The organism is Microbacterium sp. PRF11, from assembly GCF_031844085.1.
GTDB lineage: Bacteria > Actinomycetota > Actinomycetes > Actinomycetales > Microbacteriaceae > Microbacterium.
In genome coordinates, this window is sequence record NZ_JAUZUP010000001.1 from 434,960 (window position 1) to 457,472 (window position 22,513).

Here is a 22,513-nt window from a genome sequence, read left to right on the forward strand (position 1 = left end):
GTCATCGGTTCTTCCGTCGTCTCGTCAGTCCATCGGCGACACGATGGATCCACCGGCCCGGGTTCTTCGCCGGATCCATCACCCGTCGCAGGCGATGCACCGTGCCCATGTGGTTCAAACGCATGTACATGCGCAGGAAGTCCTTGCCCGTCCCGCTGCCGACGTAGCCGAGAGCGCGGAGCCGGTCGATCTTCTGGAATGCGAAGCCGGGGGTGGTCCCGGCCATCTCGTCCAGCTTGTAGTCCAGCGCCGTGTGGCTGATCGCTGCGTAGTCGGGTGCGACGATCGTGCGAGAGTGGTACCCCAGCTCGCCCGCCGCGTATGACGGCATGCGTTCCAGGATATGCGCCAGTCCACCGTCCTGGTACGCCTCGGCGCCGCCGAAGGCGGAATAGGTCCAGGGATGCTTCACGAGCAGTCGGAGCGCCTCCGGGCGGGCGAAGAACATGGACCCGTACGGCGCGAGCGGTGAAACGTCGTCGAGCGGAACACGGATGCCGAGCTCCTCCGCCAGCACGGCGAAGCCCGGCTTGTTGGCCCACCACGCGCGCCCGAGGGTGGGGTAGCCGATGTGGATCATCGGCGGGAAGGCGAGCCCGAGCCCGGGCTCCCTCTGGAACAACGCGAGCACCCGGGACGTGTGTTCGCCGTCGTGCAGGAGGTTCAGGAACTGCTGCTCGCGGAAATGGGTCCCCACGTTGAAGCCGTCCTGCGGCGTCTTCTTGCTGTGTAGCTTGACGACGAGGTCGTACCGGTCGGAGAGCAGCACGTCTCGGCATCCGATCAGGAATGCGCTCTGATCACGCCCGTCGTTCGAGTCGACGACGCGCACGGAGATGTCGCCGCGCGAGCCGGGCAGCCTCTCAAGCCGGTCGGCGATGCGCCGCGCTCGATCGGCGTCCGGCGTGGTCACGACGAGGTCGTACGGCACCGGCAAGGTGTCGGCGCGCTCGATCATCTCCTCGGTCATCTCGTCGTAGAAGATGTGCGCAATCACGACGACTCGCAGCGGCCGCGCCGGGTCGTAGGGAACGTGGTCTGCGCTGATGACATCCATGAGACCCGCGGACGCGTTGAGCACCTTGGGCTCGACGTTGCGGGCGAGGTTCGACAGGGCGATCTCGATCGGGTACCCGCCCTCCGCCGCCGCGTCGAGCAACCAACGACCGATGACCGCGTAGCGGTCGAGGAACGGCGGCCAATGGAAGAACGGCCGGCGCTTAAGCACTGGACACCCGTCTTCGATGAGCCCGAGTGGAGCGAAGAGTGTGGCGTTCACGACGCCGTAATCGTTGGACGCAAAAGCTGCCTCGCCCGTGAAGCCGCTGTTGTGGAAGGCGCGGTAGAAGACCAGCTCGTGTTCGACAACCGCGTCGCGATAGCTCGAGATGGCCGGCAGATCGCGCCAGTAGCGACGCCACGCCTCGCTGAGGAACATCTCCCGACGCACCGCGATCCAGAACGACTGGAAGTGGTACGGCAGCGTGCCCTTGCCCGTGATGGGGTTGTGATCCTCCGCGGTGTGATCGGTCATCGCCCAGAAGTGCACGGGGCGGGCATCCATCCGCTCGAAGATCGGGGCGAAGGGGCGCACCGGACCGAACCAGGTGTCGTTCGTTAGGACGATCTCGTCGAACTCCGACACCCGCTCGCCGAGGTGGCGGAGGGCGTCGCGCTGCGCGCCGATGTCGAATCCGGTGTTCTCCCGCTCGAGCACCTCATCGGCGACGGGTGCGAGGCGCTCGCGACCCTCCGGGCTCATTCGACCGTTAATCACGGCGAGAATGCGGTGGCCGTGCGGGCGCAGGTTCTGGAGGGCGTGGACGACGTAGTCGTCGATCTCGCCGCGGCGATCGTAGATCGTGTAGATGATCAGGCGGCGACCGGCTTCAGGGAAGACGACGGCCTGAGGGACCTCGGCGGTGCTCATCGTCGATTCCCCTTCACGAACGCACGACCCGCCGCGACGGCGGCGCGTCCGGAGCGAAGGACAGCGCGCGCCCCCTGCCCGAAGGGGTGCATGACGGGGTCAAGCCGCTTGACGACGGCGTTGTGGTTGGTCTTCATGTACATCCGGAAGAAAGCCACGGCCCCCGCCGTCCCCATCCATCCCGCACGATGCAGGAACTGGATCTGGTCGATCGGGTAGCCCGGCAGATTGACGGCGAGTTGGTCGATCTTGTACTCCATCGACAGGTGCGTCAGGCTCGCGTGCTCGGGGTCGAGGACCGTCCTGGAATGCAGCCCCTCCTCGCCGGCGGACGCGGACACGAGGCGCTCCAGCAAGCGCTGCAGGTCGGGCACCAGTTCCTTGGACCGGTCGCGGAAGTCGTGGTACGTCCACTTCTCCGAGAGATAAGGACGCAACGCCCGCGGCCGGCCGATCCACATCCCCCCGAGAGGCGCCAGCGGAGTGATGCCGTCGAGCGGGACACGGATGCCGAGGCGGTCTGCCACGTCCTGACCCATCCCCCGGTACCACGACCACCCCTCACCCGTCGTGGCATAACCGGTCTGGATCACCGGGGGGAAGACAGCCCCAAGCCCAGGTTCGCGCACGAACAGGGCCAGTAGATTGGCGATGTAAGCGGGACTGCCGAGCAGGTTGTCGCGCAGGTAGCGCCGGAAGTAGTCGGACACTGTCCGGCCACGGTGCGACGGCACCCGGTCGTGCAGTTTGACAAAGACATCCCAGCGGTCACTGAGAAGTTCTTCGCGGCATCCGATGAGAAACGCGCTCATATCGCGGCCGTTCGCCGACGCGACGACGCGAACCGTCGACATTCCCAGGTGCTCCCCCTGAGCGGCGAGCAGTTCTTCTAGCGCGGGCGCAAGAGCGGCGTCCGAGACCGTCACGATTACGTCGACCGGCGATGGGAACCAGGCGAGCCGCTCGATGAGCGAGGTGGCGGACGCTACGCCGGTGGCGTGCAGCACGACGAGCACCCGGAGCGACGACGGATCCTCGGTGGCCGCCACCGTGCTCAGCGGAAGCACATCGAGCATCGCGAGGTTGGTGTTAACCACCTTCGGCGGGACCGTGCGGGCCAGATTGTCCAGGATCAGCGCGGGCGGGTAGCCGTAGGATTCAATCCGCTCCATCAACGCCGCCCCGATCACCGCGTGGCGATCGAGGAAAGGCGGCCAGTGGAAGAACGGCCGGCGCTTGACCAGCGGGCACCCGTCGTCGAGGAGCAAGGTGGGGTTGAACAGCGCTGGATGATCGGTGGGGTAGTCGTCAGATGCGTAGGCGACCGCGGACGTGAATCCCGCTTCAACGAAGGTCTCGGTGAAGATCGTTTCGTGCTTCAGAACGGCATCGAAGTACGACGGCATCGCTGGAAGGGCCCGCCAATAGCTCGCCCACCGCTCGGAAGTGAACATCGAGCGGCGCACGGCGATCCAGAACGATTGCAGGTGGTAGGCCAGCACCCCCTCACCGGTGAAGGGGTTCGGCTCCTCCCGTGCGTGGTCGGTCATGCCCCAGAAATCCGCATCGAGCGCATCCATGCGGTCGAAGACCGGCCCGTAGGGGCGGACGGGACCGAACCAGGTGTCGTTGGTCAGCACGACCTCGTCGAAGTCGGCCAGCGCCGCACCCACGTGCTCTAGGGCCTCCTTGTGCGCCCAGATGTCGAACCCGACGTTCTTGCGCACGAGGACCTCGTCCGACACCGGCTCCAGGCGCTGGCGCGCCGAGGCGGTCAGCTTGCCGTTGACGACCACGAGGATCCGGGAGGCGCGGTCACGCAGACCGGCGAGCGCATGCACGACGTAGTCGTCCACACCCCCGCGCCGGTCGTAGACGACATAGATGACGAGTCGACGTCCATCGGGAGGGAAGACCAACGCACGCACCTTTCTCACCCCTCTTCGCATCCGCAGGCATGTCGGATGCGGCAGGGGTTGCAACCGCACACGGACCAAACGAGATCCTAGATCGGACCGTCGATGCTTCCCTGTGCAAGGGCCTTGAGCAGGTATGCACCGTACCCGCTCTTCACAAGCGGCTCCGCACGCTCGCGTAGCTCTGCGTCGGAGAGGAAGCCCATACGCCAGGCGACCTCTTCTGGGCAACCGATGGAAAGGCCCTGCCGCTTCTCGACCGTACGGATGAACTCGGTCGCCTCGCTGAGGGAGTCGAACGTGCCGGTGTCGAGCCATGCCGTTCCCCGCGGGAGCAGCTCGACGCGCAGCCGGCCCTGTTCCAGGTAGGTCCGGTTCACGTCGGTGATCTCGAGCTCGCCACGGGCCGAGGGGGTGAGATTGCGCGCGATCTCGATTACGTCGTTGTCATAGAAGTAGAGGCCGGGCACGGCGTAGTCGCTCTTGGGGACCGCGGGCTTCTCCTCCAAAGAGACCACGCGGCCGTCGGCGTCAAACTCCACCACGCCGTACGCCGTCGGATCGGCGACGCGGTAACCGAACACGACACCGCCGTCGAGCTCGGTGTACTGGCGCAGGCGCGTGCCCATGCCCTGTCCATAGAAAATGTTGTCGCCGAGCACCAATGCCACCGACTCCGACCCGATGTGTTCCTCGCCGAGGATGAAAGCCTGTGCGAGGCCGTCGGGCGAGGGTTGGACCCGGTAGGTGAGCGAGATACCGAACCTCGAACCGTCGCCCAGCAGCCTCTGGAACTGCTCGGAGTCCTGCGGCGTGGTGATGATCAGGATGTCTCGGATGCCGGCGAGGATCAGCGTCGACAGCGGGTAGTAGATCATCGGCTTGTCGTAGACGGGCACGAGCTGCTTGGAGATACCCAGCGTGATGGGATGGAGCCGCGAGCCCGTGCCGCCCGCGAGAATGATTCCGCGCATGGTCTCAGTCTTCCCCATCTCGGCACCCGCACCAATCGCGCACCGCCGGAGCGAGTCGGCACCGCCCAGTAATCTGGAGCCCATGAGTCGACTTCTCGTGACCGGTGGCGCCGGTTTCATCGGTTCCAATTTCGTGCACCACGTCGTGGCGCACACCGACCACACCGTGACCGTGCTCGACAAGCTCACCTACGCGGGCAACCGGGCCTCTCTGGAGGGTCTCCCCGCGGATCGGGTGCGGCTAGTCGTCGGCGACATCGCCGACGCCGCGATCGTCGACCCGCTGGTCGCGGAGGCGGATGCCGTCGTGCACTATGCCGCCGAGTCGCACAACGACAACTCTCTGCACGACCCGCGCCCGTTCCTGGACACCAACATTATCGGCACCTACACGCTGCTCGAAGCCGCGCGCCGCTATGGGGTGCGCTTCCACCACATCTCTACCGACGAGGTCTACGGCGATCTCGAACTCGACGACCCGGCTCGCTTTACCGAGAGCACGCCGTACAACCCCTCCTCGCCGTACTCGTCAACGAAGGCCGGATCCGACCTGCTCGTGCGCGCGTGGGTGCGCTCGTTCGGAGTTCGCGCCACGATCAGCAATTGCTCAAACAACTACGGGCCGTACCAGCACGTTGAGAAGTTCATCCCCCGCCAGATTACGAACGTACTGCGAGGGATTCGTCCGAAGCTCTATGGAACGGGTGAGAACGTGCGGGACTGGATCCACGCTGACGACCACTCCTCCGCGGTGCTCACGATCCTCGAGAAGGGTGAGATCGGCGAGACCTACCTGATCGGCGCCGACGGCGAGAAAGACAACAGGAGTGTCGTCGAGCTGATCCTGCAGATTACCGGACAGCCCGTGGACGCTTACGACCTTGTCACGGACCGCCCCGGCCACGATCTGCGCTACGCCATTGATTCCACAAAGCTACGCACCGAACTGGGCTGGATTCCTACCTACGGCGACTTCGAATCGGGGCTTGCCGCGACCATCGGCTGGTATCGCGACAACGAGGCGTGGTGGGCACCGACCAAAGACGGCGTCGAGGCGTTCTACGCCAGCAAGGGGCAGTGATGACCGCGTTTGGCAAGGCCCTGAGCGCCCGTGGGACCTCGATTCCGGGTCTGATGCTGATCAACCTGCCCGTGCATGGCGACTCGCGCGGGTGGTTCAAGGAGAATTGGCAACGCGAGAAGATGTCCGCCGCAGGAGTCGAGCTACCCGACTTCGGCCCCGTGCAGAACAACATCTCCTTCAACGACGCCGTCGGCACCACCCGCGGTATCCACGCCGAACCCTGGGACAAGTATGTCTCGGTCGCCACCGGCCGCATTTTTGGCGCCTGGGTCGACCTGCGCGAAGGCGAAACCTTCGGCGCGGTGTTCTCCGCCGAGCTCGACCCCTCAACCGCCATCTTCGTGCCGCGCGGCGTCGGCAACTCGTATCAGACGCTCGAGCCCGACACCGCCTACACCTATCTCGTCAACGACCACTGGTCCCCCGATGCGACCTACACATTCCTCAACCTCGCTGACGAGACGGCCGCGATCGCGTGGCCCATCCCGCTCGCCGACGTCGAGATCAGTGAGAAGGACCAGAAGCACCCGCGACTGGCGGAGGTCGTCCCGATGCCCCCGAAGAAGATTCTCGTCACGGGCGCGAACGGTCAGCTCGGTCGGGCTTTGCGCGCGGAGTTCGGCGAACACGCTTGGATGGAATACTCCACGCGCGCGGACCTCGACCTCACCTCACCCGATCTGGGCACCGCACGTCGCTGGCGCGACTATGGCACCATCATCAACGCTGCCGCCTACACCAAGGTCGACGCCGCTGAGACTCCCGAGGGTCGCACCGAGGCGTGGGCGGCGAACGTCACGGCCGTCGCGGGTCTTGCTCGTGTGGCCGCCGAGAATGACCTCACCCTCGTACACGTGTCGAGCGACTACGTCTTCAACGGCCTCAAAGACGGCGCCTACCTTGAGTCCGACCCTGTCGCTCCTCTAGGCGTTTACGGTCAGACGAAGGCTGCCGGCGACGCCATCGTTTCTGTCGTGCCGCATCACTACATCGTGCGCACGAGTTGGGTGATCGGTGACGGCGCGAACTTCGTGCGCACCATGGCCTCCCTCGCCGAGCGCGGGGTCTCTCCGCGGGTTGTCGACGATCAGATCGGACGCCTCAGCTTCACTTCGGATATCGCCGCGGCGATCCGGACACTCATCCGCGGCACTGCCCCGTGGGGGGTCTACAACGTCACAAGTCGGGGCGAACCGGGCACGTGGTTCGACATCGCCCGGGAGGTGTTCCGACTGAAGGGTCACGATCCTGAGCGGGTGACAGGGCTGAGTACGGCGGAGTACTTCGCCAATTCACCCACACCCGTCGCAGCTCGACCTGCGAACAGCTTGCTCGACCTGCGTGCTGCTGCGGCCGCGAACCTGCCCCTCGGCGACGTTAGCGAACGCCTGCGCGCCTACCTAGAGTCGGCATGACCGATCGCGAGGACGAGCGACCATCCCGCGCGCGCCGAGGACGCCTCACGCAGGCCATGAACTACGTCTGGTCGAGCAGCGCGGTGCGGTATCTGGTGGTGGGCGGCGGAGCTTTCCTCATAGATGTCGGTCTGCTCGCCGGACTGCACGATCTTCTATCGGTACCACTGGTGGTGGCCACTCCGGCAGCGTTTCTGATGAGCTTCGCGATAACGTACGTGCTGCAACGCACCTTCACGTTCGGATCCACAGCCGGTGTCGCATCCAGTGCGGCGAAGTACACGGCACTCGTTATGTTCAACACTTTCGCCACAACCGGAATTGTCTCGGCAGCCGCGTCGCTTGGCCTTCCCTGGATCGTCGGGAAAGTTGTTGCCGTCGGTTCAACGACGGTGTGGAACTACTTCGTGTACCGGCACTGGATTTTCGCCGAGCGTCGCAGATTTCACCGCGACCGGTGATGATCGTCCGCAGAGCTCGTCGAGGAACCCGGGCTCTCTAAGTCTCGAACGCGCCGCAATAGCGCCTCGATCTCCGCACGATTGATGGCAACGTCTTCGGCGAGTCGCCGGATCTCATCCTCGGCGCGGGACAACTCCCATGAGAGGTGAAGTGATACTCCAACGAGGAGAACGATGGACAGGGCGAAGATGAGGTTCGCTGGGACCTCAACGCCGAGTATGTGGGTCAGCTGAAGGAGCAAACCGGGAAAGATCGAGATGACCAACAGCGCCAAACCGATCAATAGCCAGAGCGTGGCGTACTTCTCGCGCAGTTGGCGACGTAGCAGCATGACGATGATCAGCGCCAGCACTAGCACGGCGAAGGTGATCCCGGCCGCGACGATCATGTGCTTACTCCCGTACGAGTGGTAGTCCCGCGCATTATGGCGAGACTAAGAGCGAAAACGGAACGCAAGAGATAGATCGTCGCCCCGAGAGGGTTCTGGCTCGGGCGGCCACCCGCTCGGGGGCGCATGGCGACAGGCACCTGCGTAACGCTCAGCCCCGAGTGCAAAGCGCTGACGAGCGAATCGACGGTGTCACCGAGATACTCCGCCGGATAGTAGCGCACGTACTGCGCGATGGCCTTCTCATTGGCCGCCCGGAACCCACTCGTGACATCGGTAAGCCGCGTTCTCGCGATCCGGCTCAGCACGGCGGCAAGAAGTCGCATTGCCCACCGGCGCGGCCCACGGGCAGAGTAGTCGCCCACGTCGGCAAATCGCGCACCGATTGAGATGTCCGCTTCGGCCAGACCAGCCAAGACGGTGACGATGTCGCGGGGATTGTGCTGGCCGTCGGCGTCAACCTGGATAGCGTAGCGATAACCGTGGCGTTGCGCGTACGTGAATCCGGCGCGCATTGCGCCACCGACTCCCATATTGAAGGGCAGCGACAGGACCGTCGCACCCGCTTCCGCAGCGCGTAACGCCGTGTCGTCGAGGGAACCGTCATCCACGACAAGGATGTCCCACGCTTCCGGCTGGTCGACGATCTCGCGTACGGTGTTGCCGACGCTCTCGCCCTCGTTCCACGCGGGAACGATGATCAAGGTGTTGGATCCTCCCGCAAACATCCTGTTCATCGTACCAGCACGACCGCTCAGCTCCCGAGGGGCCAGAGGATGTCGTCGTGCGCGCGCCTTGTAGGGTTGAGCACGCCTGCCGTCGTGCTTCCGCGCCGTCTGCGCCGCAGTGAAGGATTCCTCATCTCCATGATTCTTCGGCCTCTCCACGCCGTTCTGTACCGCCACGCTTTCGGCGGGAGCCTGCTCCTCTTCATCGCCTTCATGGCGATCCTTCTATCGGGCGCGGTGTTTCTGCCTGTGGCGTCAGGCGCTGATGAGGCAGCGCATTACGTGTACGCGGCGGCAGTCGTGCGCGGACAAGCAGGCATGCTGGAGCCCATGCTGCCAGCGCGTCTGGCGAACATCCACCAATTCGCCACGTGCATCGCTTTTCAGCCGGACGTGACAGCAGCGTGTCAGGGCGCCTACGCCACGGCGTCATCCGCACAGATGCTCACTCAGACGAATGCGGGCTTGTACAATCCTGTGTTCTACGCGTGGACGGGTGTGGGCACCCTGCTCGTCCCCACCGAATACGGTCTGTACATCTCCCGCGCACTCGCGGCATCGGTTACAGCAGTATTCCTCGCGTGGACCACCTCCTTCTTGGCGCGTAATACCCGATCGCGCCTCCCTCTTGCCTCCATCTCCCTCATTCTCACCCCGATGACTCTCTACGTCGGCATGGTGCTCAACCCCAGCGCTTGGGAGATCGCAACCCTCTTCGCGACTGCCGTTTCGGGCTTCGCTGTCGCTGAGAGCAGCGGGCGTAGGGCGTGGAGCGAGGCGCACTCGCTCCTAGTCGCTTCCGGATGCGTTTTGATCGTCACACGAGGCTTGTCTCCCCTATTTCTCGCGATAACGGCCTCAATCGTCCTCATCGCGGCGGGTCGAACACGGATGCGGCGCCTTGCAGTCGACCGCCGTTCCTGGATCATTGCCGGGTCGTTCGCTCTCACGACCGCTCTCAGCGTCATCTGGGTTCTTATCCACGGCACCAACTACGTCGGCGTCGTCCGGCCGGCAACTCTGGGCGATGGGATTACGGGCATATCGGTCTTCTTCTCGCAGTATCACAATCAGGTCGCTCAGATGTACGGCACCCTCGGCTGGCTCGACCTCCCCAGCCCGCAAATACTCTCCGCCGCGTGGGTATTCTTGCTCGGCGCCATCCTGGTGGCCTGTTTCGGCTTCGCACCCGCTCGCCAAAGAATCGCCATCGTTGTTGCATTCGCAGCGGCTGCCTTGACACCGGGGCTCCTTGCGGGGCTGCAGTGGTCCGGTGGTGGGTGGCAGGGCCGTTATACCCTTCCGCTCGTTGCAGCGCTCGTCGTGATCGGCACGCTGACAGTTGATACGAGCATCGCGCACGCGCGACGGGGCGAGCCCATGATCTTGCAGTGGGAGGACGGGATGCGCTGGCTTCTCGCCGGGTTCTTCGCCGTGGGCAGTGTTGTTGTCGGCATCCTGACCGCTCACCGCTACCTCTCTGGCGCGTCGGCGCCGCTCGAGGCTGCGTGGAAGTGGACGCCGCCGCTCCCCCCGGTGCTGCTGGCACTGGCGTTCCTGACCGGCGTCGCGGTTGTCACCCTCACTATCATCGGCCGGCGGACGACACGCTGAGGGCGAGCGTCCAGGCCGGGTCCGATTCGCAACTCTCCGACCACCCCTCCGCGACCGGGAGGCCGTCGTAAAACTGTGATCAGTTCGGCACCATCTCCGTCAGCGGGGCCGGGGAAGCGGACGCCAATATTTACGGCGCCAGTATGCAGTGGCGCTAAGAGTGCAACCACCGATCGTTTCGGAGTGCGCCATCTCACCTACGCTTCCTGCACGCGTCGGGTATCAGCGCGAGGCGCAACTGATTACTGAGAAGTCACCTTCTTGCACCCCACCAGGACGTTTCCCCCGGCGCCATTGTTTATGGCGTATGCGCACACATCTGATGTGCCCGCCGGTAGTGTGAGCGCCTGAGAGAAGCCGTGGCGATCCCCGAGACCCGGGTAGGCAGCCGCCACATCAGGGCGACTCGCGTCAGCTGTCAGCGCGGTTCCGGAGTTACCGACATAGAGGTGAACTCGAATGGGTTCGCTGGTGTCGGGGTCCAGCGCCCACCCTATGACCGTAGCGGTGCGGCCTTCGACGCGAACCGCTTCAAGATTACCGATGGGGACACGACCGGGGTCGGGCGCGGACGCGGTAACGGTGCGGCAGCCGAGCTGAACATTGCCACCTGCGCCATCGTTGATGGCGTACACGCACACATCCGACCGACCCGCAGGCAGAGCCACTGTTTTGGAGAATCCGTGTTTCGTCCCCAGTCCCGGATAGGCGGCGCCCACATCTGCCCGCTCTTCATCTGCAATGTAGGCGGTTCCTTGCGAACCGACGTAGATGTGGACATTGATTGGCGAAGAGGTGTCGGGGTCTAGCGCCCATCCGCTCACGGTGGCCTGAGCGCCGTTGACCGAGACGGCCTCGATGTTCCCGATGGGTACCCTTCCTTTGTCCGAAGCGGTTGATACGACGACGTCCTTGCACCCGAGCTCCACATTCGAGCCAGCACCAACGTTGATCGCGTACGCGCATACGCTCTGCGGTCCAGGTGGACTGGCGAGGGTTGCGCTGAACCCATGTTTGGCACCGTAGGCGGGATACGCCGCGGCGATATCCGCACGGTTCATATCAGCCGTCTGGGCCGTCCCTTTGTCGCCGACGTAGAGGTGAACCGACAATGAGTCGGTCGTGTCGGGGTCAAGCGCCCACCCGGACACAACGACGTTGCCCCCGGACGCGGTGACCGCCTCGAGGTTTCCCACGGGTGACCCGCTCATAGCCGTGCGGTTCCAACAGCCAAGAACTGTCGTGCTGCCTGGCCCGGAGTTGATCGCGTAAACGCATATGTCGACGGCGCCGGAGCCAGTGGCCTTGATGGTTGCGTCGAATCCGTGTCGCGATCCGGCTTTCGGATAGGCCCCCGCCACGTCTTGACGCTCAAGTTCCGCACTGACTGCCGTGCCCACCGAGCCCACGTACACGTGGACGGCGATGGGCTCGGTGGTGTCAGGATCGAATGCCCAGCCCGCGACACGAAACTCTCCCGGACGGGCCTCGACGAGCTCGACGTTGCCGATCGGATTAACACGGGACGTCGAGCCGAACCAGTCCGTGAACGTCCGCCAGAAGTTGCGGTTGCCGTACGCGGAGCACCCGTCGCCCGTGCCGTAGAGATTGTTCAGCGCCGCCTGATTGGGCACGTAGGGCGTGTAGATGTACAGGCCGGCCGTCGCCTGGTTCTCGATGTAGACCCGCTGGGTGCCGCAGTTGCCGTTGGGGTTGTAGAGGATGTTGTTGTAGCGCCCCGCCTGGTAGCCCCACGACGTCGGGTTCAGACGGTAGATCTCGAACTGACGCGCGCCGTAGTAGACCTGGTAGAAGAAACCGGACGTCGACGCGTCGCACGGCGCGGTGTCGGGGCATCCCTGGCCGGTGGCGGCCGAGTAGTTCCACGCCGACGGAGCCGTCGAGGTCACGAGACCCTGCTCCTTCTGCAGGAGCACGAGAAGCGCCTTCTGGCTGACACCGCACGAGCGGGCGACCTTGTCGATGATCGTCGAGGCGCTCTCGTTGGGGGCGCCGGTGTAGCCGTTGCAGTACTTGTCGGCGGGACGGTTGTCGGTGTTCTGGCGGTAGTCCTTGAGGCAGGTGTAGCCGGAGCGGCACGATTTCACCTGCTGCTCCATGAAGCCCTGCATTTCGGGCGAGCCCATGGCGTTGCTGTCGTAGAAGACCGCGTCGTCGATGATGTTGCCCGGATTCCAATCCGCGGCGTTCGCAGCCGCAGCGGAGTCGACGGGTGCGATCGTCGCGGGCAACGCCACCGGGGCGGCGACCAGCAGTGCGAGCGCGCACGCCCACATCGCGATGATCGCGGCAGCGCGACGGTGCGGCGGTGCCGGGTTCACGACGCGGGCTCGACCGTCGTGACCGAGGACTTCGCCGACGTCGTGGGCGACGAGTACTCCACGACGAACGTCGGGTCCGCGCCGCCGAGCGCGATGGTCATCAGCCCGCAGTAGGTGACGTCCTTGCCCTCGTTGGCCTCGCTCGAGACGCGCGCTCCGGTCGCTTCGAGGGTGAGGGTGCACGTTCCGCCCGATTCCGAGACCTTGGGGACCATGGCGGACACCTCGAGGGAGTCGTCGCGCACCTCGGAGGTGATGATGAGGATCTCCCCGTTGTAGGGGGCCTCGGTGGCGTCGACGACGGTGGGGCTCGGAGACGGGCTCGCGTCCGACGTCGCGGTGGGCGAGGCCGTCGGTGAAGAGGTGGGGGCGCTCGTGGTCGCGCCGTCGGTCGGGTCGGGCGTCGCGGACCCCGGGGTGGCGCACGCCGACAGGGTCAGCACTCCTGCGATGACGATCAGCGGGAGCGCGACGCGAGCGCGCCGTAGGGGGGACGGAACGGCAGCATCGGTGGCGTGATTCACGCAGTCATTATGAACGCGCTTCGAATGCATCGCTGCTGCCACGCCGCACCGACGCCAGGTCTTTACCGACCGCCGATGCGGGACCGCAGTCGCCGCAGCCGCGACATCACCGGCTGGTGAGCGTCGATCTCGCGCCGGACGTCACCGCGCACGTCCTCGCGCAGGCGGGCGTGCAACTCGTCGAAACGCCGGTCGATGTGCGCGATCAGCTCGTCCTGCAGCGATGCCAGGTACAGCGGGAGGCCCTCTCCCTCGCGCCGCACCCACTCCGTCAGCGCACGGTCGCGCACGCGTTCGTCGTCGTTCGCGTGCTCCCTCGTGAGGGCGAACATGCTGTTGGCGTCGAGGCCGGTGGCATCCGGTCTCTGCGTCCAGAAGGCGAGGGGCTCCCCCGGGAGGAAGCCGAAACCGGCGCGGCGGAGGACCCGGAGGTAGAAGTCCCAGTCCTCGACGGCGTCGAGGGTCTCGTCGTACCAGCCCGCCTCGTCGTGGATCGCGCGGCGGTACAGCACGGAGATCGGCACGGCCCGGTTGATCCGCATCATGTCGCTGAGGGAAATGCGCTGCATGCCGGCCCAGAACGGCGCGCGTCCCACTTCGGTCCAGACGCCGCCGCGCTTCTCTTCGTAGACGATCTCGGTGGGCACCGCGACCGCGGCGTCCGCGGGATGAGCATCGAGCCACGCGACGGTCCGCGCGAGGAACTCCGGATGCCAACGGTCGTCGTCGTCGTGCAGCACGACGTACTCGCTCCCGACGTCGCTCACGCCGAGATTCGCCGCGACGCAGCGGCCGCCCTCTCCGGCGGGGACGTGCCGCACGGAGACGGCGTCGAGCGGGGCGTCGGCGACGACCGCTTCGAGCGGTGCGGGGTCTCCCCCGTCGTTCACGACGACCACACGGAAGTCGGTGAATGTCTGTGCGGCGATGTCGGTGAGCGCCCGGCGGAGGAACTCCGGCCGCTGCCGGGTCCGGACGACGATACCGACGCGTGAAGACATGGAGTCGAGCATAGGGGCGGGCTGCGTCACAGCTCCGCGTGCAGCGCCCACACCCGCTCGGCCGACAGCTCCCACGCGAACCCCTTCGCGCGGTCGCCGGCGAGCACGCGAAGGCGCTCGGCGTCTTCCCCCAGCGCGCGGGTGAGGGCGGCGCCGAGGTCGTCCGCGGCGGCGAAGGCGGCGGCATCCGCCAGCACCTCGCGGTGCACGGGGGTGTCGACGGCGACGATCGGGATGCCGACGGCGAGTGCGTCGACCGCGCGCCAGGGCCAATCGGTGCGGCCGCACGCGGTGACGAACGCCGCGGCGTGCGAGAGCACGGCGGCGCGGTCCCAGCGGTCGAGCGCTCCGCGCGCGTGCACGCGCGTCTCAGCGATCCCCGCTGCCACGGCGACCTCGGCGACGGCGGGCTCGTCGCCCTCGGGGACGTCGAGGACGACGACGTCGCCGTCCCACCCCGACGCGACGACCGCGGCGAACGCGGCCTCGAGGCCGTCGGAGGCCGCCGTGCCACCGGCGAGCACGATCGACGTGGAGGGCAGGTCGAGGGCGCGCAGTCGCCCGACCGCGTCCGAGGGCACCCGGAGTCCCGCGGCGGGCGCACCTTCGATGACGCGCACCTTCTTGACCAGCTTCGCCTTGGCGACGTCGGCGAGTCGCGCGGCCATCGCGTGCGTGGGGACGATCACGGCGTCGGCGTGCTTCGTCACGCGCGACAGCAGGGCCCGGCACGCGAGCATCTCGGCCCGGGGCAGTTCGTCGGGCGTCTCCCACGCCCGCAGCTCCCACAGCGTCACGACGATCTGGTGCGTCTCGTTGACACGGTCGTGGCGCACGAGCGGGGCGAGGGCGGTCGGCGAGTGGATGAGCCCCTTGCCGATGCCGGGGGCGACACCGAGCTGCCAGGATGCCGCGAGCTCGCGGCGGCGCACGGCCAGGCGGGTCTCGGAGGTGAGGCCGGCGATCGCGTGCTCCTCGGGGATACCCGGGGAGGGGACGATCGCTGCGACGTCGCAGCCGCGCGGGGCGGTGGCCACGAGCGCCGCGGTGAGCGAGGCGGAGGCTTCGGCGAGGTCGGGAGAGGTCGGGGCGACGAGCTGGTCCAGCACGACGCGCAGGGTCACGGTCACGAGGAGGGCGCCTCCGTCTCGGTCGGCGGGTGCAGCTTGTCTTTCACCATCTGCTTCACCTGGTCGTAGTCGGGGTCGAACTCGTCGACGCCGCCCGCGGGGGTCAGCTCGAGGGTGCCCACCGGCTGGTCCTTCGCCTTCATGGCGAGGTTCACGAGGGTCGGGGCGATGAGCCCCTGCGGCAGGTCGGTCTCGACGATGCTGGTGCCCGCCTTGGCCACCTCCTGAAAGTGGGCGAGCACGTTCTGCGGCGTGGTCTGGGCGAGGATCGCCTCCTGCAGCTCGCGCTGCCGGCGCATGCGGTCGAAGTCGCTCGTGGTGTACCGCGAGCGGGCGTACCACTGGGCGGTGTCGCCGTTCATGTGCTGCTGTCCGGGCTCGACCCATCCGAAGGCCCAGTCGTCGACCGGCTGGCCGTCGTAAGCGGGACCGCCCTTGGGCAGGCGCTCCTTCACGTCGATGTCGACACCGCCGAGCGCGTCGACCAGGTCGGCGAAGCCCTTCATGTCGATGAGGACGTAGTACGGGATCTGGATCCCCATGATCCCCTCGGCAGCATCCTTGGTCGCCTCGATACCCGGCTCGGAGCCCTCGGCCTCCGCGTTCGGGTAGAGCTTCGTGCCGTCCTGGCAGACCTCGACCTCGGTGCGGAGCTGGTTGATCCCGCTCCCCCACCCGCACGTGGCGTTGGCGTAGCCCTGGTGCCCGTTCGGGTACTCGTCCTGCATGGGTCCGGGGGCGAAGGGGAAGTGCGGCATGTCGCGCGGGATGCCGGTGATCGTCGTCGCGCCGGTGTCGGCGTTGATCGACACGACCGAGATGCTGTCGAAGCGCATCGAATCGCGCCCCTCGCCGGAGTCGGCGCCCAGGAGGAGGATGTTGTAGTAGCCGTCGGAGGGGGGCACGACCGGTGCCGACTCGGCAAACAGCTCCGAGAACGCGTCGCGGGTGGTGCCCGCCGTCTGCGCGGCCCACGCGGCACCCGAGCCCGACAGCACGAGCAGCCCCACTGACACGATCGCCATCGCGATGCGCGAGAACGGCCCGACCTTGACCAGGCGCACCAGGCGCAGCGTGTCGATCGTCAGCACGATCCACAGCACCGCGTAGCCGATGAGCGCGATCTGCACGAGGGTGAGCGGCAGCGGGCGGAACCACGACAGGAATTCCGGGATGAACGATCCCGTCGCCAGGGCGAACAACCCGCTGGGCCACAGCAGCGCGGCGAGACCCGCGACGATGAGCACCGTCCACAGCGCCAGGGTGGCCCCGAGGCCGAACCGGCCGAGCCGGCGGTTGCCCGCGAGCACCTGGGCGGAACCCGGAACAAGGAAGTTGAGCACGACGAGCCACCAGCCGCGGCGCGTCATCACCGCGCTCGACGACGCGTCGGGGTGGCGCATGGGCCGCTGCTCGACCACCCGCGCCTGCACCCGAGGGCGCGACGCGGCAAGGGTCACAGCGACTCCTTCAGGCGGCGGTTCTTCTCTTCGACCTGCGCCTCGAGGTCGCGGGCGTACGTCTCGACGCGCTCGGCGAGGGCGGCGTCGGAGCTGCCGAGGATCCGCGCGGCGAGGAGACCGGCGTTCTTCGCCCCGTTGATCGACACGGTCGCGACGGGGATGCCCGCGGGCATCTGCACGATGCTGAGCAGCGAGTCCATCCCGTCGAGCGTCGACAGCTGCACCGGCACCCCGATGACGGGAAGGGCGGTCACGGATGCCAGCATGCCCGGCAGGTGCGCGGCCCCTCCGGCCCCGGCGATGATGGCGCGTAGCCCGCGCTCACGCGCTTCGCGCCCATAACGGATGAGCTTGTCGGGCGTGCGATGGGCCGAGACGACCTCGACCTCGTGCGGGATGCCGAACTCGGTCAGCGCCTCGCTGGCGGCGTTCATGACGCGCCAATCGGAGTCGGAGCCCATGACGACGCCGACCACGGGCGTCTCGGAAGAATGCAGCGGCCGGGTCACCGGTCCAGGGTAGGGCGGCTCGCTGGAAGATCGCGGAACGGCGCGCTCAGTCGAAGAAGGCCGCCGCCGCGCGCCCCTCGTAGACGACGTCGTCGAGGTCGTCACCGGTCACGTTGACGTGACCGACTTTGCGTCCCGGCCGCGGCGCCTTTCCGTAGGTGTGGATCTTCGCCGAGGGGTGCGCCTCCATCGCGGCGGGGAAGCGCTCCTCGAGGGTGCCCTCGGCGGGGCCGCCCAGCACGTTGATCATCACGGTCCAGGGGGCGACCGGGTCGGTCGACCCGAGCGGCAGGTCGAGCACCGCGCGCACGTGCTGCTCGAACTGGCTCGTCACCGCGCCGTCCTGCGTCCAGTGGCCGCTGTTGTGCGGGCGCATCGCGAGTTCGTTGATCAGGATGCGCTCATCGCTGGTCTCGAACAGCTCGACGGCGAGCATGCCGGTCACCCCGAGGCCCTCGGCGACCGCGACGCCGATCTCGGCCGCCACCCGCTGCACGCGCTGGTCGGCGCGGGGCGCCGGCGCGACCACCTCGGCGCACACGCCGCCGCGCTGCACCGTCTCGACGACGGGATAGGCGCGTACCTCGCCCGAGGGGCGGCGGGCGACCTGCTGGGCGAGCTCGCGGGTGAAGTCCACGAGTTCCTCGGCCAGGAGCGAACCGCCGTTGGCGTCCTCCGCGAGGGCGGCGAACCAGTCGTCGGCCTCGGTCGCGGCCGACACGACCCGCACGCCCTTGCCGTCGTAGCCGCCGCGCGGCGTCTTCACCACGGCGCGACCGCCGTGCGCGTCGAGGAAGTCCTGCAGGTCGGATGCCGAGGACACGGCGGCCCAGTCGGGCTGCGGCAGACCGAGCTCGGCCATCTTCGCGCGCATGACCAGCTTGTCCTGGGCGACGCCGAGGGGCGCGGGACCCGGGTGGACGGGCACGCCCGCGTCGACGAGGGCGGCCAGCACGTCCTGCGGGACGTGCTCGTGGTCGAAGGTGATGACGTCGACGTCGCGCGCGAAGGCCAGGACCGTCTCGGCGTCGCGGTAGTCGCCGACGGCGGTCGCGGCGAGCGCCGCCGACATCCCCTCGTCCTCGGCGAGCACACGGATCTCGACCCCGAGCTCCACGGCGGGCGCGATCATCATCCGCGCCAGCTGTCCGCCACCGACCACTCCGACTCGCAGCGCCATGCCGCTCCTTCCGTCGGCATCCATTCTGTCGGCACCGCCGCGGGGACGCGAGCCGACGCCGGGGTCCCGGTGGCTTCGCCAAGCTCAGCCACCTCGACGCAACCCGAGGTCCCTGAGCCTGTCGAAGGGACCGGACCCCTCGGACGCCGGCGACGGGACCGCGGCCCGCGTCAGAGACCGACCGAGCCCGAACCGAAGGTCTGCGAGTCGCGGTGCGCGAGGATCTGATTGACCTCGACCTGGTCGACGAGCGTCTCGTGCACGAGCACCGCGTTCGGGATGTTCTTCAGACGCAGCGGCGGCTCGACGCCGTTCGACAGCGTCAGGGTGCCCGCACCCCACAGTCGCTGCAGGATGCCGCGGCGCATCTGGATCGCGTACCCGCGCACGTGCGAGATCTCGCGGTGGTTCGCGCCGAACGGCCCCGAGCGCTCGATCACGCGGCGCGTGGTGATCGTCCACGTGTGCGACAGCCAGACGAGGAAGGGCACCACCACCAGCAGCAGCACCGCGACGCCGGCGGCCGTCAGCAGCATCCAGTTCTCGTAGGGGGCGGGGAGGTTGTCGTAGAAGTAGCCGGTCGCTCCCGCGACGCCGATGAGCACGAGCGCCGACCACAGCAGCCGACGCGCGTGCGCGTGCAGCCGCGCGATGCGCAGCTCGGGCGCGGCCGTTCCCGGCGCCGGCGTGCGCGGGCGGCCGATCGAGCTCGACGGCTGAGTCACCCTCTCATTGTGCGACGTCGCGCCGGGAGCGTGCCGCCGCCACGCGGGGGCCGGTCAGCGCACGTGGACGACGTCTCCGGCCGAGACGACGGTCTCGATCGTGCCGGCGTCGACGACCAGCCGTCCCTCGTGGTCGAGGCGCGTGGCGGTCCCGGCGAGCGTCGAGCCGTCGGGCATCGCCACCGAGACGTCCCGGCCCACGGTGGCGCAGAGCTTCTCGACGTCGCGATGCACCCGCTCGACATCGCCCTTCGCCAGCTCGGCGAGGATGCGTCCCAGCTCCTCGAGGTAGTCCGCGAGCAGGCGGTCGTCGTCGCTGTCGATGCCGATCGCGGCGAACGAGGTGGCCGTCGTCACGGGCAGATCGGCGCGCGTCATGCGCGTGTTGACGCCCGCCCCGACGACCACCGTGTCGAAGGTGCCGGGCACCGCCTCGGCGAGGATGCCGCAGATCTTGCCGCCGTCGACGAGAACGTCGTTCGGCCACTTCAGCTCGGCGGTGCTGCCGTGCCCGGTCAGCTGCCCGCGCACCGCGCGCGTCATCGCCGCCCCCGCGGCCAGCGGGATCCAGCCCCGCAGCGGCATGGGGATCGTCGAGGCGTCCACCACCACCGACACGGCGAGGGCCGTCCCGGCCGGAGCGGTCCACGAGCGGTCGAGTCGGCCGCGGCCGGCGCGCTGATCGTCGGTGACGAGCAGCGACAGGTGCGGCCACCCGGCGGGGTCGGCGGTGACCGCCGCGACGACGTCGGCGTTGGTCGAATCGGTGGTCTCGACCACCTGGAGGCGGGGGGTGTGAGCGGCTGCGCGGGGGTATCCGTCGGCGGGAATCGGCATGCCCACACCTTAGGGAAGCGCCGGGGGCACGGCATCCGGTTGCACCACGGGACTCGGCGCCCACGGCTGCACCGATGGACGGATGCCACAGCACCTCGGGCGTTCGCTTGTGCGCACCCTCCAACCTCGCCGACGGTGCGGTCGCTAGGGTGGAATGCGTGACCGACCAGCCCGATCTCTTCACGACCGCCGGCAAGATCGCCGACCTGCGCAACAGGTTCCAGGAGGCGGTCGTCGACGCCGAAGCCGCCGCCCGCACCAAGCAGCACGCGAAGGGCAAGCTCACCGCCCGCGAGCGTCTCGAGATGCTGGTCGACCCGGGCTCCTTCGTGGAGCTCGACGAGTACGTACGCCACCGCACCACCGCCTTCGGCATGGACAAGTCCCGCCCCTACGGCGACTCCGTCGTCACCGGCACCGGCACCATCCACGGCCGCACCGTCGCCGTGTACGCGCAGGACTTCTCCACCTTCGGCGGCTCGCTCGGCGAGGTCGCCGGCGACAAGATCATCAAGGTGATGGAGCTGGCGCTGAGAAGCGGCATCCCGATCATCGGCATCCTGGACTCCGGCGGCGCCCGCATCCAGGAGGGCGTCGTGGCGCTCGGAAAGTACGGCGAGATCTTCCGCCTGAACACCGCGGCCTCGGGCGTCATCCCGCAGATCTCGATCATCATGGGACCCGCCGCCGGCGGTGCGGTCTACTCCCCCGCGCTCACCGACTTCGTCATCATGGTCGACAAGACCAGCCAGATGTTCGTCACCGGCCCCGACGTCATCAAGACCGTCACCGGTGAAGACGTCGGCATGGAGGAGCTCGGCGGAGCGCACACCCACAACACCCGCTCGGGCGTCGCGCACTACCTCGCCGACGACGAGGACGACGCGATCGACTACGCCCGCGGTCTCATCGGCTACCTCCCCGACAACAACCTCGCCGAGATCCCCGTCTACGACACCCCCTTCGAGTTCGAGACGACGGATGCCGACCGCTCGCTGAACACGATCATCCCCGACTCCCCGAACCAGCCGTACGACATCCACACCGTCATCGACGGAATCGTGGATGCCGCGGAGTTCCTCGAGGTGCAGCCGCTGTTCGCGCCGAACATCGTCATCGGCTTCGGCCGCATCGAGGGGCGCACCGTGGGCATCATCGCCAACCAGCCCTCGCAGATGGCGGGGACCCTCAACATCGACGCGGGCGAGAAGGCCAGCCGTTTCGTGCGCTTCTGCGACGCGTTCTCCGTGCCGATCGTCACCCTCGTCGACGTGCCCGGCTACCTCCCCGGCACCGACCAGGAGTGGACCGGCGTCATTCGCCGCGGCGCGAAGCTGCTCTACGCCTATGCCGAGGCCACCGTGCCCCTGGTGACCGTGATCCTGCGCAAGGCCTACGGCGGGGCCTACATCGTCATGGGCTCCAAGCAGCTCGGTGCCGACATCAACCTCGCCTGGCCCACCGCCGAGATCGCCGTCATGGGCGGTCAGGGCGCGGTCAACATCCTCTACCGCGGCGAGATCAAGCGCGCCGAAGAGGCCGGCGAAGACGTCGCCGCCGTGCGCACGCGTCTCGCGAACGAGTACACCTACAACGTGGCATCCCCGTTCCTCGCCGCCGAGCGCGGCGAGCTCGACGGGATCATCGAGCCGGCGCAGACGCGCGTCTCGATCGCCAAGGCCCTGCGAGCGCTGCGCAACAAGCGCGCGAGCCTGCCCGCGAAGAAGCACGGGAACATCCCGCTGTGAGCGACGCCCTCGACGCCGACGCCCCCCGCCCGTTCGTGGCGGAGGTCGTGCGCGGCACGCCCACCGAGGAGGAGCTGGCCGCGGCGATCGTCGTGGTCGGCGAGGCGTACGTGCGCGAGGTGGCCGAGGCCACCGCTCCCGACGACGCTCCCCGCTCGCGCTGGGAGCTGTCGGCGCGGGGCCTGCGCACGCCCCTGAACCGCACGGCGGGCTGGCACGGCTTCACGGGCTGACGCCCTCGTCGACTGTCCCCCGAAATACCTACAGACGACAGCGGCACAGCCGTCGATACTGGAGGAGCTGGAACGCATCACGCGTTCGGTCGGACCGCTCCTTAGAGCCGGCTCCGGCCGCGCGAACGGTTTTCGGGTAACCGTTCGCCCGGGTGAGGGGCAGGCGATTTCGCTGCCCCTCACCCCCACCTCCCCTGCGGACAAGACCGCTTTCGTCGACGGAATCCCCCCCCCCCCCCCCAAGAAACGTCGATGGGAACCCCAGGTCCGCAGGGGTGGTGGTGTGAGCGCGCCGGATATCGGATGCCGA

At 67.5% G+C, this 22,513-nt stretch carries 20 protein-coding genes; 6 read left to right on the forward strand and 14 right to left on the reverse strand.

Annotated elements, in window-relative coordinates; genetic code table 11:
• Position 1 precedes the first annotated feature (1 nt).
• From Q9R20_RS02105 to rfbA, 3 genes are all read right to left on the reverse strand, one after another.
• Positions 2-1,930, reverse strand: coding sequence for a rhamnan synthesis F family protein (locus Q9R20_RS02105; protein ID WP_311247784.1), 1,929 nt, complete (start codon positions 1,928-1,930; stop codon positions 2-4).
• On the reverse strand, positions 1,927-3,849 hold the full coding sequence (locus Q9R20_RS02110) for a rhamnan synthesis F family protein (RefSeq protein WP_311247785.1): 1,923 nt from the start codon (positions 3,847-3,849) through the stop codon (positions 1,927-1,929). Before Q9R20_RS02110 ends, Q9R20_RS02105 begins: the two co-directional genes overlap by 4 nt.
• Positions 3,850-3,935: 86 nt before the next feature.
• Entirely contained in the window at positions 3,936-4,820 is an 885-nt protein-coding gene (rfbA, locus tag Q9R20_RS02115) for a glucose-1-phosphate thymidylyltransferase RfbA (RefSeq protein ID WP_311248390.1), read from the reverse strand.
• An 82-nt stretch (positions 4,821-4,902) separates the two neighbouring features.
• Here rfbA and rfbB point away from each other — a divergent pair, with 82 nt between their 5' ends.
• From rfbB to Q9R20_RS02130, 3 genes are read left to right on the forward strand one after another with little or no spacing between them, the layout of a single operon-like run.
• Complete coding sequence (gene rfbB / locus Q9R20_RS02120; protein ID WP_311247786.1) at positions 4,903-5,901, forward strand: dTDP-glucose 4,6-dehydratase; 999 nt, start codon at positions 4,903-4,905, stop codon at positions 5,899-5,901.
• Positions 5,901-7,319 (forward strand): bifunctional dTDP-4-dehydrorhamnose 3,5-epimerase family protein/NAD(P)-dependent oxidoreductase, encoded by a 1,419-nt coding sequence (locus Q9R20_RS02125; protein WP_311248391.1) that lies wholly within the window; start codon positions 5,901-5,903, stop codon positions 7,317-7,319. The genes rfbB and Q9R20_RS02125 overlap by 1 nt, the downstream gene beginning before the upstream one ends.
• Positions 7,316-7,780: a GtrA family protein gene (locus tag Q9R20_RS02130; RefSeq protein WP_311247787.1), complete on the forward strand. Its 465-nt coding sequence runs from the start codon at positions 7,316-7,318 to the stop codon at positions 7,778-7,780. Before Q9R20_RS02125 ends, Q9R20_RS02130 begins: the two co-directional genes overlap by 4 nt.
• Here Q9R20_RS02130 and Q9R20_RS02135 read toward each other — a convergent pair.
• Both Q9R20_RS02135 and Q9R20_RS02140 read right to left on the reverse strand, forming a co-directional pair.
• Entirely contained in the window at positions 7,765-8,169 is a 405-nt protein-coding gene (locus Q9R20_RS02135) for a DUF2304 domain-containing protein (protein ID WP_311247788.1), read from the reverse strand. The genes Q9R20_RS02130 and Q9R20_RS02135 overlap by 16 nt on opposite strands.
• Positions 8,166-8,897, reverse strand: a complete 732-nt coding sequence (locus Q9R20_RS02140; RefSeq protein WP_311247789.1) for a glycosyltransferase family 2 protein — start codon at positions 8,895-8,897, stop codon at positions 8,166-8,168. Before Q9R20_RS02140 ends, Q9R20_RS02135 begins: the two co-directional genes overlap by 4 nt.
• 75 nt (positions 8,898-8,972) lie before the next feature.
• Between Q9R20_RS02140 and Q9R20_RS02145 the strand changes: the two genes are divergently transcribed.
• Positions 8,973-10,511, forward strand: a complete 1,539-nt coding sequence (locus Q9R20_RS02145) for a DUF2142 domain-containing protein (RefSeq protein WP_311247790.1) — start codon at positions 8,973-8,975, stop codon at positions 10,509-10,511.
• 242 nt (positions 10,512-10,753) lie between these two features.
• Here the strand turns inward: Q9R20_RS02145 and Q9R20_RS02150 are convergent, their stop codons facing one another.
• From Q9R20_RS02150 to Q9R20_RS02190, 9 genes are all read right to left on the reverse strand, one after another.
• Complete coding sequence (locus Q9R20_RS02150) at positions 10,754-12,853, reverse strand: hypothetical protein (RefSeq protein ID WP_311247791.1); 2,100 nt, start codon at positions 12,851-12,853, stop codon at positions 10,754-10,756.
• Positions 12,850-13,377, reverse strand: coding sequence for a hypothetical protein (locus Q9R20_RS02155; protein WP_311247792.1), 528 nt, complete (start codon positions 13,375-13,377; stop codon positions 12,850-12,852). The genes Q9R20_RS02150 and Q9R20_RS02155 overlap by 4 nt, the downstream gene beginning before the upstream one ends.
• A gap of 62 nt (positions 13,378-13,439) precedes the next feature.
• On the reverse strand, positions 13,440-14,378 hold the full coding sequence (locus tag Q9R20_RS02160; protein WP_311247793.1) for a glycosyltransferase family A protein: 939 nt from the start codon (positions 14,376-14,378) through the stop codon (positions 13,440-13,442).
• Positions 14,379-14,404: 26 nt separating this feature from the next.
• Entirely contained in the window at positions 14,405-15,508 is a 1,104-nt protein-coding gene (locus Q9R20_RS02165; protein WP_311247794.1) for a glycosyl transferase, read from the reverse strand.
• Positions 15,505-16,911, reverse strand: a complete 1,407-nt coding sequence (locus tag Q9R20_RS02170; RefSeq protein ID WP_311248392.1) for an LCP family protein — start codon at positions 16,909-16,911, stop codon at positions 15,505-15,507. Before Q9R20_RS02170 ends, Q9R20_RS02165 begins: the two co-directional genes overlap by 4 nt.
• A gap of 53 nt (positions 16,912-16,964) precedes the next feature.
• On the reverse strand, positions 16,965-17,432 hold the full coding sequence (purE, locus tag Q9R20_RS02175) for a 5-(carboxyamino)imidazole ribonucleotide mutase (RefSeq protein WP_295838920.1): 468 nt from the start codon (positions 17,430-17,432) through the stop codon (positions 16,965-16,967).
• Positions 17,433-17,526: 94 nt separating this feature from the next.
• Positions 17,527-18,660 (reverse strand): 5-(carboxyamino)imidazole ribonucleotide synthase, encoded by a 1,134-nt coding sequence (locus tag Q9R20_RS02180; RefSeq protein WP_311247795.1) that lies wholly within the window; start codon positions 18,658-18,660, stop codon positions 17,527-17,529.
• Positions 18,661-18,830: 170 nt separating this feature from the next.
• Positions 18,831-19,385: a PH domain-containing protein gene (locus Q9R20_RS02185; protein WP_311247796.1), complete on the reverse strand. Its 555-nt coding sequence runs from the start codon at positions 19,383-19,385 to the stop codon at positions 18,831-18,833.
• Between the two features lie 54 nt (positions 19,386-19,439).
• Positions 19,440-20,222: a biotin--[acetyl-CoA-carboxylase] ligase gene (locus Q9R20_RS02190; protein ID WP_311247797.1), complete on the reverse strand. Its 783-nt coding sequence runs from the start codon at positions 20,220-20,222 to the stop codon at positions 19,440-19,442.
• Between the two features lie 158 nt (positions 20,223-20,380).
• Between Q9R20_RS02190 and Q9R20_RS02195 the strand changes: the two genes are divergently transcribed.
• Positions 20,381-21,970, forward strand: a complete 1,590-nt coding sequence (locus Q9R20_RS02195) for an acyl-CoA carboxylase subunit beta (RefSeq protein ID WP_295838891.1) — start codon at positions 20,381-20,383, stop codon at positions 21,968-21,970.
• Complete coding sequence (locus Q9R20_RS02200) at positions 21,967-22,203, forward strand: acyl-CoA carboxylase subunit epsilon (RefSeq protein ID WP_295838890.1); 237 nt, start codon at positions 21,967-21,969, stop codon at positions 22,201-22,203. The genes Q9R20_RS02195 and Q9R20_RS02200 overlap by 4 nt, the downstream gene beginning before the upstream one ends.
• The last annotated feature ends 310 nt before the right edge of the window (positions 22,204-22,513 follow it).

Bases quoted from the DNA above. Each gene is read 5' to 3' on its own strand.
- rfbB (WP_311247786.1), top strand. From the start codon at position 4,903: ATGAGTCGACTTCTCGTGACCGGTGGCGCCGGTTTCATCGGTTCCAAT.
- Q9R20_RS02190 (WP_311247797.1), bottom strand. From the start codon at position 20,222: ATGCCGATTCCCGCCGACGGATACCCCCGCGCAGCCGCTCACACCCCC.
- Q9R20_RS02135 (WP_311247788.1), bottom strand. From the start codon at position 8,169: ATGATCGTCGCGGCCGGGATCACCTTCGCCGTGCTAGTGCTGGCGCTG.
- Q9R20_RS02105 (WP_311247784.1), bottom strand. From the start codon at position 1,930: ATGAGCACCGCCGAGGTCCCTCAGGCCGTCGTCTTCCCTGAAGCCGGT.
- Q9R20_RS02140 (WP_311247789.1), bottom strand. From the start codon at position 8,897: ATGTTTGCGGGAGGATCCAACACCTTGATCATCGTTCCCGCGTGGAAC.
- Q9R20_RS02160 (WP_311247793.1), bottom strand. From the start codon at position 14,378: ATGTCTTCACGCGTCGGTATCGTCGTCCGGACCCGGCAGCGGCCGGAG.
- Q9R20_RS02125 (WP_311248391.1), top strand. From the start codon at position 5,901: ATGACCGCGTTTGGCAAGGCCCTGAGCGCCCGTGGGACCTCGATTCCG.
- purE (WP_295838920.1), bottom strand. From the start codon at position 17,432: ATGGGCTCCGACTCCGATTGGCGCGTCATGAACGCCGCCAGCGAGGCG.
- rfbA (WP_311248390.1), bottom strand. From the start codon at position 4,820: ATGCGCGGAATCATTCTCGCGGGCGGCACGGGCTCGCGGCTCCATCCC.
- Q9R20_RS02170 (WP_311248392.1), bottom strand. From the start codon at position 16,911: ATGCGCCACCCCGACGCGTCGTCGAGCGCGGTGATGACGCGCCGCGGC.
- Q9R20_RS02180 (WP_311247795.1), bottom strand. From the start codon at position 18,660: ATGGCGCTGCGAGTCGGAGTGGTCGGTGGCGGACAGCTGGCGCGGATG.
- Q9R20_RS02130 (WP_311247787.1), top strand. From the start codon at position 7,316: ATGACCGATCGCGAGGACGAGCGACCATCCCGCGCGCGCCGAGGACGC.